Consider the following 14,444-nt stretch of genomic DNA (forward strand, 5'->3'; position numbering starts at 1 on the left):
AATGACTCAAAAAGAATTGAATAATCAAAGATTGGTAAAGGAAGCCGAACAGCGGGTATTGCACCACGTTACCAGAAGGCATTTTTTGCAAGAAGCCGCCATGGGATTTGGTGCTTTGGCATTAGGTTCTTTGCTGCCTTCCTGTGGATCATCTGCAGCAAATACCTACAAGCCAATTGAAATAGATCCTGCAAGACCCTTGTTGCCTCGCGCTCCCATGTTTCCCGGAAAAGCGAAATCGGTGATCTATTTGCACATGGCCGGCGCTCCTTCGCAATTGGAATTATTCAATTATCGTCCCGATCTAATGAAATTAGATGGACAAGATTGCCCACAGAGTTTATTGGAAGGAAAGAAGTTTGCATTCATACGTGGCGTTCCTAAAATGTTAGGTCCTCAAGCCGTTTTCAAACAAAGAGGTCAGAGTGGAATGTGGATGAGTGATCACTTGCCACATTTAGCAACGGTAGCAGATGATATTGCTTTAATGAATACGGTAACTACTGATCAATTCAATCACGCGCCAGCGCAGTTGTTGTTTCACACAGGAGCTCCTCGTTTAGGAAGGCCAAGCCTGGGGTCATGGGTTACTTACGGATTAGGCACAGAAAATCAAAACTTGCCGGGGTTTGTGGTACTTACTTCGGGTGGAAGCGATCCTGATGCAGGCAAATCGGTTTGGGGAAGCGGATTCCTGCCAAGTGTGTATCAAGGGGTACAATGTAGAAGTGCGGGCGATCCTGTTTTGTTTTTGAATGATCCGAATGGAATGCCTCGTGATCTTCGAAAAGCTTCAATTGATGCTATCAATGCCATCAATCAAGAACAACATGAGTTGTATCAAGATCCCGAAACCATTGCACGTATAGCACAATACGAAATGGCATTTAAGATGCAGATCACTGCGCCGGAAGTGATGAATATTAATGATGAACCAGACTATATAAAAGAGATGTATGGAGTTGAAGAAGGAAAGAACAGTTTTTCAAACAATGTACTACTGGCTCGGAAGCTAGTGGAGAATGGAGTTCGGTTTGTGCAATTATTCGATTGGGGTTGGGATAGTCATGGTACTGATACTAGCACCGCACTCGATATAGGTTTTATCAATAAATGTAGAAAAGTAGACAAAGCCATTACGGCATTGATTCTCGATTTGAAGCAAAGAGGATTGTTTGAAGAAACCCTGATAGTGTGGGGTGCTGAATTTGGAAGAACACCTATGCAAGAGAACAGAGAAGGAAAGCCATTGCCATTCAAAGGCCGCGATCACCATGTAGAAGCATTCAGTATGTGGATGGCGGGAGGCGGAATCAAAGGGGGTACAACTTATGGAGAAACAGATGAAATAGGTTACAGTGTAGTAAATGGAAAAGTAGAAGCGTTTGACATACAAGCTACCATACTGCAACAACTTGGTTTCGATCACGAACAATTTACTTATGAATTTCAAGGACGTCCATTCCGTTTAACAGACGTAAGTGGTCGTGTATTAACGGATATCATCGCTTAAACATTCCCCCATGCTTTTTCAAAATAGAAGAAAATTTTTGTCGACGGCTAGCTTGGCCATGATGGCTTCTCTAGATTCATTTGCCTCGGCTCATCCTTTTCGGTTGGCATACACTTCCGGATATAGTTTAAAAGTGTTGGCAACCAATTGGGGTTATGAAGGAAGCATGGACGCCTTTGCTGCTGCTATCAAAAAGGAAGGATACGATGGAATGGAAGTTTGGTGGCCCGGATCAGAATCCGATCAAAAAGCACTCTTTGATGCCTTGAAAAAATATCAATTGGAAGTAGGATTCCTTGTAGGTGGTTGGCAATCTGATTTCAAGGAACACTATAAAACCTTTGAGTTGAACTTACAAGCGGCTTTAGCAAATAAGAATCAACGACCATTGTATGTAAATTGTCATTCAGCCCGCGATTACTTCTCTGATGAACAAAAGCAAGCTTTTATTGATCTTACAATTAAAGAAGCCAAATCATCGGGAATAAAAGTATTGCATGAAACGCATCGCTCGCGCATGTTGTTTGCAGCTCATACTACTGCACCATTATTACAGCGAAATAAAGACATGCGCATCACCCTAGATATTTCACACTGGTGCAATGTTCACGAAAGTTTACTGGCCGATCAACCGGATGCTGTTCAACTGGCGCTTCAACGTACTGATCATATTCATGCAAGAATCGGTCACCCCGAAGGGCCTCAAGTTTCTGACCCACGTGCGAAGGAATGGGAGGGAGCTGTGAATGCTCACTTGGCTTGGTGGGATCAAGTGATAAAAGGAAAAAAAGAACGAGGGGAAGCGATGACCGTCTTAACCGAATTCGGACCGCCCGATTATATGTGGACAGAACCTCATACCAGAAAACCTGTGAGTGATCAATGGGCTATTAATGCCTATATGCTTCAGTTCATCAAAAACCGCTACCGTTAATATGCTTCAATTTATAGGACATCTTCATCCCTTATTGGTGCACCTTCCCATCGGCTTTTTCATAGCTGCTGCGTTGTTTCATTTGTTGAAGAAGCGACCAAATATGGAAGGGCTTTCTTTGGCTATTTCTATAATGGTTGTAGCGGGGTTTGTTTCAGCACTCTTCTCTGTTATCACAGGTTATGTGCTCAGTTTGAATGATGGATACGGTGAGGGTAAATTAGGCGCACATCAAAACAGCGCATTGTTGACTACTGTGGTGAGCTTGGGCTGGATCTATACTCAGTTTACCAAACAATCGGGATGGAAATATGAATTGAGTGTGTGGTCAACCATTGCAATGATCGCTATAACGGGTCATTTGGGTGGAAGCATTACTCACGGTGAAGAATACCTTTCCTTTGGTGGTTCTCAGTACAAAGCACCTGCGCGAAAAGCAATCTCAGATATTCCCAACGCAAGTGTGTTCAATCAAGTGGTACAACCAATTCTACTAGAAAAATGTGCTGTTTGTCATAATAAATCAAAACAAAAAGGCGGACTTCGATTAGACGACAGTGCTGCGATTAAAAAAGGTGGCAAATCGGGAGAAATTATAAAGGGTGCCGGTTCTTCTTCAGAACTATGGAATCGCATTCACTTGCCGCTGAAAGATGAGGATCACATGCCTCCTGAGAAAGAACCCCAGTTAACAGCCGCTGAAATGAGTTTGTTGAGTTGGTGGATGCAATCGGGGGCTTCCTTTACAGGTTCGTTCAAAGAAAAAGAAGCGCCTGATTCTATTCTTCAGAAAGTTAAGACTTGGAATACGGTTGTAGAGAAATCAACGGAAGATTGGTGGCCCAAAGAAGCAGTGAAACCTGCATCCGAAGTGGTTATTCAAGACTTGAAAAAAGCAGGATTTGCCGTTTCTACGCTTGCTCAGAACAGCGCATACATTTCGATATCAGCTATTGCAAAAGATTCTATTACTACTGCAGATATCGAGAAGCTATTGACCATTAAGGATCAATTGGTTTCATTGAACTTAAATAGACATGCTCTTTCAAAGGAGCAAATTCAGAAAATTGCTCAGTTGAACACGCTCCGAAAACTCTATCTAGAAGGGTGCAATCTCAACAATGAACTCGTGAAGGAACTAAGACCGCTTAAACAATTGGTATATCTCAACCTTTCGAATAACGATTTAAACAGCGCCGTTGTTTCGAATTTCGAGAAATGGGAAAGCCTCCGGTCGCTCTACTTCTTCAAAACAAAGTTGAGTTCTTCCGATAGTGTAGCTCTTAAAAAAATAATGCCAAAGGCAACAATCGTAATTGGTGATTATCGATTGCCCATGCTTGAAGGCGATACCTCTGAAGTGAAACTTCCCCCTGCTAAATAAAGCATCATGAAAAAAACAGTGCTCGGTTCTCTTTTTGTATTGGTATGTTTTTGCGCTAGTGCACAGCTAAAGCCTTCGCACGATTTTAAGTTCTCGGATTTACCTACACGTTGGGATGATGGAATGCCCATGGGGAACGGTTGGATCGGAGCGTTGGTTTGGAAAAAAGGCGATAAGCTAAGAATGAGTTTAGACCGAATTGATCTGTGGGACGACCGCCCAATGCCTAAAATAAACAAACTAAAGTTTAGTTGGGTACAACAACAAGTATTGAAAGGCAAGTACGATACGGTTCAGAAATTGGGAGATGATCCTTATGAGGCATCGCCTGCCCCCACTAAAATTCCAGGCGCAGCTTTGGAGTTCGATTTGAATCCGTTCGGTACCGTAAAAGAAGTTTCACTTTCTCTAAAAGATGGATTGCTAACAATTCGTTTTTCCAATGGAATTATCATGCATCAATACGTGCATGCCATGCGCAACACCGGATATTTTAGTATTGAGCAGTTACCAAAAACCATCGATCCGGAGCAATTCATGAAGCAATTGAAACCTGCTTTACAAATGCCTAATTACAATACTGGGAAGAAAGGTGCCGGTGGTTCCAGTGTTGAGGGGTTGGGGCTTGAACAATTGGGTTACGCAAAAGGCAATATCCAACAATTGCAAGAATCTATTTTGTACCATCAACCAACAAGGGGAACCGACTACTACGAAGTAGCCGTGAATTGGAAATACAGCAAACAAGGATCGATAATTGGACAATGGACGATCAGTAAAAATAAAAAAGCTGAATTGCCTCCTCTTGATCTCCGTACTAAAGAACCTACATATTGGGATACTCACATTGAATGGTGGAATCAGTTTTGGAGTAAATCTTTCATTAGTATTCCTGATCCACTCATCGAAACCCAGTATTACCGAGAACAATACAAATTCGCTTGCGTGGCTCGAGCAACTACACCGCCCATTGCCTTGCAAGCTATTTGGACTGCAGATAACGGGAACCTGCCACCGTGGAAAGGCGATTTTCATCATGATTTGAATACACAACTAAGTTACTGGCCCGGTTATACTTCCAATCATCTGGAATTAACGCAGGGCTATACAAGTTGGCTCTGGAAAATCAAGGCTGAAAACCTGCGTTGGACCAAGCAGTATTTTGGAATGAATGGATTGGCTGTACCCGGTGTTACAACTATAAGTGGGAAGGAAATGGGAGGATGGATTCAGTATTCTATGAGTCCAACAACCGTAGCATGGGTGGCGCAACACTTTTATTGGCAATGGGTGTATACTCAAGATACCGCATTCTTGAAAGATCGAGCCTTCCCATACATTAAAGAAGCAACTGTTTTTCTGCTGAGTAAATTGAAACAAGACAAACAGCAAGGGTTCATCATCAGTTCCAGTCCTGAATATCATGACAATTCAATAAAAGCCTGGTTTCGATCTTATACAAATTATGATAAGAGTTTGTATAAGTATGCAATACAATTGCAGTTACAACTACAGCGAAGTTTTCCTCAGTACAAGAACCTGCATTTGCCGGAAGCTTTATTAGAAGAAGGACTGAAACAGGTAGGTGATTTTGATGTGAATGAAACAGGGCTGACTATTGCGAATGGACAGAACTTAGATGCATCTCATCGTCACCACGCTCAATTGATGGCCATTTATCCCATGATGCAATTAGATGCGCTCAACGAAAAGGATAAAAAAGTAATTGATGCTTCATTAACGCAGATTGAAAAAATTGGCACACGTGCTTGGTGCGGATATTCCTTTAGTTGGATGGCTTGCATATATGCAAGAGCTTTTGATGCTGAAAAAGCTTTGGAGCAGCTTCGCATTTTTTCAACGAATTTTTGTGCTCCCAATAGTTTTCATCTGAATGGAGATCAAAAAGGTGGGCAATATTCTAGCTTCACCTATCGTCCTTTCACACTTGAGGGAAATTTTGCTTTTGCTCAAGGGGTCCATGAATTATTGTTACAATGCAAAAACGGAATGATACATGTGTTTCCGGCGTTGCCGGCGTCTTGGAAAGAAGTAGCGTTTGAAAATTTAATAGCAGAGGGAGGATATCGAGTAGACGCTTCCATCAAGAATCGTAAGATAACAGTGACGGTAACATCAAAAACCACCGGGAAAATGAAGTTATTGTTACCGCCTGCTCAGTATCAAACGAAGGGTGTAACTTTCCAATCGGAACCTCTAGGAAATTGGCTCTTGGTAACAGTTGATGCAAAGAAGGGGGGGACCTATACATTCATCGGAAATTGATTTTTATGGAAAGAAGAGTCTTTGTAAAAAATATTGCCAGTGCAGCACTTTTGCTAAGCTCAGGTAAATGGGCCAGTGCAGAATTCTTAAAAGAAGAAGTGAAGCTACGCTTTATTGTAGCTTCCGATGGACACTATGGTCAGCCCAAAACCGAATACGAGCAATTCTTCAAAGAATTTGTAGGTGCGGCTAATTCCTTTCATTCGAAAAATAAGGTAGCTTTTACGGTTTTCAACGGCGATATTATTCACGATGATCCAAAGCATTTTGCAGGAGCTAAAGCGGCTTTGGATCAGTTGCCAACCAAATACTATGTAACTCAGGGTAATCATGATCATGCCACTCCCGAACTCTGGCAATCGATTTGGAAGATGCCTATGAATTATTCCTTCAGCGAGAAAGAGTACGGATTTATCCTGGCCACTAGTTCGGATGAGAAAGGAACCTATACTTGTCCCGATCTGAATTTTATCAAAACAGAATTGGAGAAGTTCAGTAAAAAGAGACAAGTCTTCTTATTTATTCATATTAACTCTGCCAAGCAAACGGCGAACTCGGTCGATTGTCAGCCTTTGCTTGAACTCTTGAAACAGCATAAAAATGTGAAAGCTGTTTTCAATGGACACGATCACGACATGGACGATGTGAAAAAGTCCGGCGACATTCCTTTTATTTTTGATGCTCATATCGGCGGAAGCTGGGGTACCAGTTATCGTGGTTTTCGGGTAGTAGAACTCTTGCAAGACGGTTCGGTTCATACTTATATGATGAATCCGGTAGCGGCCGGAGCGAAAGTTGTTGTTTAGGTGTGGGGTGTTAGGCTTTGGGTGTTAGGCTTTAGGCTTTAGGCTATTGGCGTTGAGTTCTACGAAATTGCAATAGAGGTATTTCATTATTTATGTCGCCCCCCTGGGGCTAAAAATGCGGAATCCTGTGTTTCATGTTTCTACAATCATTCCGCCCCTACGGGGCTGGGCTTCTGTATAAAAGCATACGAATAGATTATGTGAATAAGCTTCCGCTGCGTTACCGCTGCGAACGCCGCGCCGCTGCGGTTAAAAAGCTTTATGTTCTACTTACACGCACCAATACTCATAGCTTACTACTCAAAACTAAAAACTAAGGCCTAATAACCTAAAGCCTAATAACCCAAGGCCAAGTACACAAAACTTCTCAGCCAATACTCTACTATTTCAATAGGAAATATTAACATCTTTTAACATCCCTCCATTTAATTATTATCATAGATCAATTTTTTGTGAACAGAATGGAGCCAATTTTGTTTCACAATTGAAAATTACACAACAATGAAGAAAACATTATTCGCTCTTGCTGCTCTCGTTATTAGCTTAGGAGCTAGCGCACAAGGCACATGGAAGACAGATGCCTCACACTCAAACGTGAAATTTACAGTAACTCACCTCGTGGTAAGTGAAGTGGATGGTCTTTTCAAGACTTTCGACGGTACTATAAAAACCACAAAAGCTGATTTTTCTGATGCTTCAATCGACTTTACGGTTGATGTAGCGAGCATCAATACTGACAATGAAATGCGCGACAAGCATTTGAAATCTGATGATTTCTTCAATGCTGAGAAATTCCCTAAAATGACTTTCAAAAGCGTTTCTTTCAAAAAAGTAAGTGGTAACAAATACGTTTTGGAAGGTGATTTGACCATCCGCGACATTACAAAGCGTGTGAAATTTGATGTTACTTATGGTGGAACTGTAAAAGATCCTTGGGGTAATACCAAAGCAGGTTTCAAAGTAAAAGGTTCTATCAACCGTTTCGATTACAATTTGAAATGGAATACCGTAACTGAAGCAGGTGGTGCTGTAGTAGGTAAAGATGTAGAAATCACTTTGAACCTCGAATTCGGATTGTCTAAATAATTTTTCGAATAGGAGTTTTTTCTGGGGGCCCCAACAGGGCCCCTTTTTTAATGTGATTCTCCCTAACATCGCTAACACTTGTTCATTTTTTGTGTTATTTTGTGGAACATTTTTCCATATGAATAGACCTATTCGTGTACTTGTTGCAAAAGTTGGATTAGACGGCCACGATCGTGGAGCCAAAGTAATTGCAACGGCCCTTCGTGATGCCGGAATGGAAGTGATCTATACCGGTCTTCGCCAAACCCCGGAAATGGTAGTGAATGCTGCTCTTCAAGAAGATGTGGATGCTATTGGAGTGAGCATTTTAAGCGGTGCTCACAATACCGTGTTTCCAAAATTGATCAACTTAATGAAGGAAAAAAGCATGAACGATGTGCTGCTGACAGGCGGAGGCATCATCCCCGACGATGATATGAAAACCCTCCAAGAAATGGGAGTGGGCAAACTCTTCGCACCCGGTACTGCCACCACCGATATCGTAGCTTATATCACAGAATGGGTAAAAACCAATCGTAATTTCTAATTCCTATTTATGTACGCCACCTTACTTACTTCTATCGACAATGGTATTTTAACCATTACAATCAATCGCCCCGATAAAATGAATGCCCTCAATCAGCAAGTATTTGCCGATTTGAATCATGTTCTTGAAAACGAGGTTATCAAACCTGAAGTGCGCTCCGTTATCTTAACAGGTGCCGGCCCAAAAGCATTTGTAGCTGGTGCCGACATTTCGGAGTTCAGCAGTCTTGATCAACAAGCTGCTACTTCTCTTTCTATTTCTGGTCAAGACACTTTTTTCAAAATAGAGAACAACGCCAAACCAATTGTGGCTGCCGTGAATGGATTTGCTTTGGGTGGAGGTTGTGAGTTAGCCATGGCCTGTCATTTTAGAATTGCCAGTAGCAATGCCAAATTTGGTCAACCTGAGGTGAACCTCGGATTGGTGCCCGGTTACGGTGGTACGCAACGTTTGGTGCAATTAATTGGAAAAGGTAAGGCGTTGGAGCTATTGATGAGTGCACAGATGTTGAGTGCTGCCGATGCATTATCGTGGGGACTTGTTAACTATGTAGTAGAGCCGGAAGCTCTTTTGCCCAAAGCCATTGAAATTCTAACCTTAATTAATACAAAGGCACCTTTAGCGGTAGCGGGTTGTATAACTGCTGCCAATGCCGCCATGGACGAATCTAAAAACGGGTATTTACTAGAAGCCAATTTATTCGGTGCTGCATTCAATACTGCAGACAGAATTGAAGGTACTACTGCGTTTTTGGAGAAGAGGGCGGCGAAGTTTGAAGGGAAATAGGGGGGAGACGCAGAGAATTTTGAGGCGCTGAGTAAACGCAAAGAAGTTAAAACTGCAAGAAGTGATCTATGATTTATTACCGTTTGACGAGATGTATTGAATTGTTGAGAGTTGGAGATTTCCCACAAATTCAAACTCATGATTATGCTGGTAATGACAATGATTTGAATTGCGTCTTAGATCAACCATTTCATCCGTTACCTCTTAAATACAAGGTGCCTATTGGCTTTCTTTCGATGAAGGCAAAGCGGACTGATTTTATTTCAGACTCGGCAGCGATTTTCGGCTTACTAGTCAGTGATCGAGTTAAACTTTTTTTAGAGAAGTATAGGTTAAGAGGTATCACGTTCGTGCCAACAAGTATTCAGCAAAGAGGCAATAGTTATCCCTATTGGTATGCTATTCCCATCGATAAGGGATATGATTTAATCGATATTGAAAAGACAAGAATTGTTCAGTTCGCAGATTTAATGAAGAAAAATTCCGTGGCAACTATTCAACCTGAGAATATCGAAGAAACAACTAATCTTTTAGACTATTCTGATCCTACTCTACGCGATTTAACAGTCTACCATATTTCACAAACTCAACTAAAGCCTAATCTACAAGTTGACCTTTTTTGTTTGGCTAAGTTCAACAATAATACAGGGATATATGTCTCGGAGCATTTGTATGAAGCTCTTGTGACGGAGGGGTTTTCAGGACTTTCTATAGATAAAGAATTCTGTTTAGTTAGTCCGGACCCTATTTCTTAATATGGGTCCAGACTAATCTATATTAATTCAATTGCGTTAAACAACTTTGAATTCTCTCCACTCCATTTTCAATTCCAATTAGCAATAGAATATCGAATACCGGGGGTCCGAATTTACCACCTACCAACATTACGCGAAGGGGTAGTTGCAATTCTCCGGGCTTTATGTTTTTAGCAGCTGCTAATTCTTTGAATTGCGCTTCTGCAGTAACCGCATCAGTTGGATGGGCTGTTTTCAAACTTTCAATATATGCTTCGAAGAAAGCTTGTTTATCGGCATTCCACTTGGGTTTGATGGCATCAAGGTCCCAAGTTTTCGGACTTTCAAAGAAGAACTGTGTTTGCTGAACAAAATCGGTGAGCAAGGTACAACGGTCTTTTACCAAAGGAATTACTTTGTTTAGTAACTCGTTATTGACATTTGTAGTACCAGCTTTTTCCAATTGTTCTTTTACCATTGAGATCAAACTTTCGGCACTTGCTTTTTTGATCCATTCGTGGTTGAACCATTTTGCTTTTTCATAGTCAAACTTAGCACCTCCACTGTGTACTCGTTCCATTGAAAAGGCAGCGATCAATTCGTCTTTGCTGAATAATTCGGTTTCCGTTCCATCATTCCAACCTAACAATGCAAGCAAATTGATAAAGGCTTCAGGTAAAAAGCCCTTCTCTTTAAATCCTTCCGTTAATTCTCCGGTTTTAGGATCGGTCCAGTTCATAGCAAATACAGGGAATCCATATTTCGCTCCATCTCTTTTGCTGAGTTTTCCGCTGGGGCCGAGAATCAAAGGCAAGTGTGCCCATTGAGGCATGTTCTCTTTTCCAAATAAATACTCCCACAACAACACGTGTACCGGTGCGCTGGGAAGCCATTCTTCTCCGCGGAACGCATGGGTGATCTTCATCAAATAATCGTCAACAACTACTGCCAAATGGTAGGTAGGCATACCATCTGCTTTAAGAAGAACCTTATCGTCTACCACAGCGGTTTCAAAACTTACCTCCCCGCGGATCATGTCGGTAAAACTCACTGTGCCTGTTTCCGGCATTTTAATCCGAATCACGTGGCGGGCACCGGATTCCAAAAGGGCTTTGGTCTCTGACTCCGACAAACTCAAAGAATTCCGCATGTTGAGGCGGAGGGTATGATCGTACTGAGGCGAAGGAAGTTCCGGCGTTTTGTATTGTTGACGCATGGCCTCCAATTCCTCGGGGGTATCGAATGCATAATAGGCTTTTCCGGCAGCTACCAATTGCTCGGCATACTGACGGTACATGGGTTTACGTTCACTTTGGCGATAGGGACCGAAGGCGCCGCCATGTTTGGGGCTTTCGTCGGGAACCAATCCGCACCATTCCAAACAATTAAAAATATAGTCCTCTGCGCCTGGCACAAATCGGGTTTGATCGGTATCTTCGATACGAAGTACAAAATCGCCTCCCATTTTCTTGGCAAAGAGATAATTGTACAAAACGGTTCTAACACCACCTAAATGGAGCCCGCCTGTAGGACTGGGGGCAAAACGTACTCTAACTCGATTACTCATAGGCGGCAAAGGTACAATCAAACCGTGAATTTGATGGTATCTCAATGCATCAAATGACCGCATACTTAACCTGTTGTTTTAGCTGCTTTCTGAGAAAAAATAAGTGTTATCACTTGTTGGTTTGTACTAACATCCACTCAAATTCGTTTCACTCATATGCGTAGTGTGCTACTGTTTTGCTTATTGTTACTGACGTCCGTTGTTGCTACGGCTCAGTTTACTTACAGTAGTTTGGTGGTAGACTACGACAGTGCGATCACTTACAAAAACCTAAAAATAATACCCATTTACCGTGGTGGGGGTGGGGGAAATATTCCTCTAGTTAGTTTATCCTATGCAATGAAAAAAGGATGGGCTACCATAACGGAGCGGGGTACTGCCTCTACAGAAAATGTTCACTGGGTTAGAATTAACAATACTTCAACACATCCAATTTACGTAGCAGGGGGTGAAATTTTGGTTGGAGGCCGTCAAGACAGGATGGTTACACGAGATACTATTCTCATGCCGGCAGGTGGTGCAGACCAATATATTTCAGTAATGTGCATTGAAGAAGACCGTTGGAGTGAGAAAGAAAAAAAGTTCTCTTACTTCAGTTATGCAAATCCTTCTCTTCGAAAAATTTTGGAAACAACACATAATCAAGTGTTGATATGGAAAGAAATTTACGGCCAACTCGATAGTTTGAAAATTCCATCACCTACACTAACGTATACAAGTGAGCGAAGTGATAAGCTCCTAATGCAAGAAATGGCTCAATATAGAAATTACATGGATCGGGTTATTTCAAAAAGGGATAGTAATTGGGTTGGAATGATCGCTGTTTCAGGAAATCGTGTGTTGGGGTTAGAAGCTTTTTTGACCAAAGAATTGTTTTATCAAAACAGTTCGTATTTGCTGGATGCTTTCATAGAAGAAGCGGTGAGTTTTGGGTCGAAGCTTGCAAAAACAGATGAAGAAATAGCTCAATATATAGATCCCGCACTCATCAGTGAAGCATCGCAACAACAGTATCTAAAAACACATGGGAAATTGACTTATTATCAATTGAAACCCTTTCGATTAACGCTGTTCAGTCAATAGAGAAAATAGCTATCTTTAATTCATGCGGAACTATTTGGTAAAAACACCTTGGTGGCTTAGAGTGCTTTATCCTAGCGGGTTTTGGCGAAATCCAGCTAAAAGCGGCAAGGTAGTTTACCTCAGTTTCGACGATGGCCCGCATCCTACCATTACACCCTTTGTGTTGTCTGTGTTGGAGGAATACAATGCAAAAGCTACCTTCTTTTGTATTGGTGACAATGTGCGAAAATTTCCGCAAATTTTTCGGCAGATTATTGATCGAAATCATGTAGTTGGAAATCATACGTTTAATCACTTGAACGGGTGGAAAACGGATGACGAAACTTACCTCAACAACATTCGTGAAGCTTCCCAATTAATTCCATCAAATGTATTTCGGCCTCCTTATGGTCGCATGAAAAAAAGTCAGTGGCGATTGTTGAAAAAAGCGTTTCCTGAAATGAAAGTGATTATGTGGGATGTGTTGAGTGGTGACTTTGATTTTCAAATTGATGACATTACTTGTGCGGAGAATGTAATACAAAATGTAAGCAATGGATCAGTTATCGTATTTCATGATTCAGAAAAAGCATTTCCAAGATTAGAGAAAGCATTGCCGAAAGTGATGCAGTTTTTAAAGAAAGAAGGATACCGTTTTGAAGTAATTGATTGATAAACAGAGTGGTATTTTTTGATCAGTTTGTCCTTAAAAAAAGTTGGGCCTGGGTAGACACCCTGGCCCGTTTTTAATCCGTACCCTATGAAAACTGATTTAAAGGTAAATACTTTTTTAATTACGGCAAAGTAATTTCCCGAACCACCCCATTTACCGTGAGGGTTGCTTTGTTATCGCAGGTTCCGGTACCATAATTCAGTTCAGCTACAGGGCTATTGCTTTTTCTCAAAACCACGGTTCCTTGAACGAACCAACGGCAGAGGAATTTCTTAATTAAAGGATTGGTGATTTCGGTTGACCATTGGAACAATTGGCCATTCTTTAGTACAGAACCGTTGGACGCACCGCTTACACTGAATACATCATCGAGTGGTAATAGAGGAGTTCCGTTACCTTCTGTTTGAGTGATTGTTTTCTCACTGTTCCACTCTGAATAGTTACCGTTCGGCTTGGTCAATTTGGCACCCGTAACGGTTATCTTGAAGGCTCTGTTATTTGAAGTACTAACGTTTTGAACCTTGTGCGTTCCCTGAACTTTGATGCTATCTACTTGATAACCATCAAAAGTTGTAGTACTGCTATTGCCCGGAACAATTAACGGACCGGTATACACAGTAATGATCTTTCCTTTTCTAGTACGACCATCGCGTGCGGTACAACCTGCTCCAAAATCAAGAGTAATTTGAAGAGGGAAACGAGCAGGGGCTGCTAATTGGGTATAAGTTACTGTAAAACAGCGAGTTGAGTCAACTCCATTTACTCCGTTTGTTTCAACTGCTCCATCTGTGGTGTTTGAACTGCTGAATACGCCTACACCTGCTCCAACACCCACTTCTGAGTCAACACCAACAACATTGTTGAATACATCGTCAAACACAATATCGGCTTCCGATTGCGCTTGGCCGGTGGCGGCAGCATAGGTTTCTTTGTCGGCTGCGCTATCTGAAGAGCTTTCTTTTTTACATGCACTGAATACTAGGATTCCTGATAAAAGTGCAATACTGGTAAGTCTGGTAATTTGCGGGATCGTTTTCATGATAATGATTTAATTGTTCACAGGGAAATAACGAATATCAGACCAGTT

The 14,444-nt window shown here is 41.6% G+C and carries 13 protein-coding genes; 11 read left to right on the top strand and 2 right to left on the bottom strand.

What is annotated here, in order from left to right; translation table 11 throughout:
* Window position 1: 1 nt before the first annotated feature.
* The 9 genes from ACQ2HE_RS15145 to ACQ2HE_RS15185 all read left to right on the top strand — a co-directional run bounded on the left by ACQ2HE_RS15145 (window position 2) and on the right by ACQ2HE_RS15185 (window position 10,076).
* A complete protein-coding gene (locus ACQ2HE_RS15145; protein WP_430901162.1) occupies window positions 2–1,513 on the top strand; it encodes a DUF1501 domain-containing protein in 1,512 nt (503 codons plus the stop codon).
* Between the two features lie 10 nt (window positions 1,514–1,523).
* Window positions 1,524–2,447: a sugar phosphate isomerase/epimerase family protein gene (locus ACQ2HE_RS15150; protein WP_430901160.1), complete on the top strand. Its 924-nt coding sequence runs from the start codon at window positions 1,524–1,526 to the stop codon at window positions 2,445–2,447.
* 1 nt (window position 2,448) lies between these two features.
* A complete protein-coding gene (locus tag ACQ2HE_RS15155) occupies window positions 2,449–3,831 on the top strand; it encodes a c-type cytochrome domain-containing protein (protein WP_430901158.1) in 1,383 nt (460 codons plus the stop codon).
* Between the two features lie 6 nt (window positions 3,832–3,837).
* Complete coding sequence (locus ACQ2HE_RS15160) at window positions 3,838–6,117, top strand: glycosyl hydrolase family 95 catalytic domain-containing protein (RefSeq protein ID WP_430901156.1); 2,280 nt, start codon at window positions 3,838–3,840, stop codon at window positions 6,115–6,117.
* Between the two features lie 5 nt (window positions 6,118–6,122).
* A complete protein-coding gene (locus ACQ2HE_RS15165) occupies window positions 6,123–6,923 on the top strand; it encodes a metallophosphoesterase family protein (RefSeq protein WP_430901154.1) in 801 nt (266 codons plus the stop codon).
* 501 nt (window positions 6,924–7,424) lie between these two features.
* Window positions 7,425–8,009 carry a YceI family protein gene (locus tag ACQ2HE_RS15170; RefSeq protein WP_430901152.1) on the top strand — a complete coding sequence of 195 codons (585 nt, stop codon included), beginning with the start codon at window positions 7,425–7,427 and terminating at the stop codon, window positions 8,007–8,009.
* 118 nt (window positions 8,010–8,127) lie between these two features.
* Window positions 8,128–8,535: a cobalamin B12-binding domain-containing protein gene (locus ACQ2HE_RS15175; RefSeq protein WP_430901150.1), complete on the top strand. Its 408-nt coding sequence runs from the start codon at window positions 8,128–8,130 to the stop codon at window positions 8,533–8,535.
* Between the two features lie 9 nt (window positions 8,536–8,544).
* On the top strand, window positions 8,545–9,321 hold the full coding sequence (locus ACQ2HE_RS15180) for an enoyl-CoA hydratase/isomerase family protein (protein ID WP_430901148.1): 777 nt from the start codon (window positions 8,545–8,547) through the stop codon (window positions 9,319–9,321).
* Between the two features lie 68 nt (window positions 9,322–9,389).
* Window positions 9,390–10,076 (top strand): hypothetical protein, encoded by a 687-nt coding sequence (locus ACQ2HE_RS15185; protein WP_430901146.1) that lies wholly within the window; start codon window positions 9,390–9,392, stop codon window positions 10,074–10,076.
* A gap of 22 nt (window positions 10,077–10,098) precedes the next feature.
* On the opposite strand, the gene gltX is transcribed toward ACQ2HE_RS15185, so the two are convergent.
* Window positions 10,099–11,685, bottom strand: a complete 1,587-nt coding sequence (gene gltX, locus ACQ2HE_RS15190) for a glutamate--tRNA ligase (RefSeq protein ID WP_430901144.1) — start codon at window positions 11,683–11,685, stop codon at window positions 10,099–10,101.
* 93 nt (window positions 11,686–11,778) lie between these two features.
* On the opposite strand from gltX, the gene ACQ2HE_RS15195 reads away from it, so the two are divergent.
* Window positions 11,779–12,705: an ARPP-1 family domain-containing protein gene (locus ACQ2HE_RS15195; RefSeq protein WP_430901142.1), complete on the top strand. Its 927-nt coding sequence runs from the start codon at window positions 11,779–11,781 to the stop codon at window positions 12,703–12,705.
* Between the two features lie 22 nt (window positions 12,706–12,727).
* Complete coding sequence (locus ACQ2HE_RS15200) at window positions 12,728–13,357, top strand: polysaccharide deacetylase family protein (protein WP_430901140.1); 630 nt, start codon at window positions 12,728–12,730, stop codon at window positions 13,355–13,357.
* A gap of 121 nt (window positions 13,358–13,478) precedes the next feature.
* On the opposite strand, the gene ACQ2HE_RS15205 is transcribed toward ACQ2HE_RS15200, so the two are convergent.
* Window positions 13,479–14,396, bottom strand: a complete 918-nt coding sequence (locus ACQ2HE_RS15205; RefSeq protein WP_430901138.1) for a hypothetical protein — start codon at window positions 14,394–14,396, stop codon at window positions 13,479–13,481.
* Between the last annotated feature and the right edge of the window lie 48 nt (window positions 14,397–14,444).

The organism is Endoryza foliicola (assembly GCF_050589245.1).
Lineage (GTDB): Bacteria > Bacteroidota > Bacteroidia > Chitinophagales > Chitinophagaceae > Endoryza > Endoryza foliicola.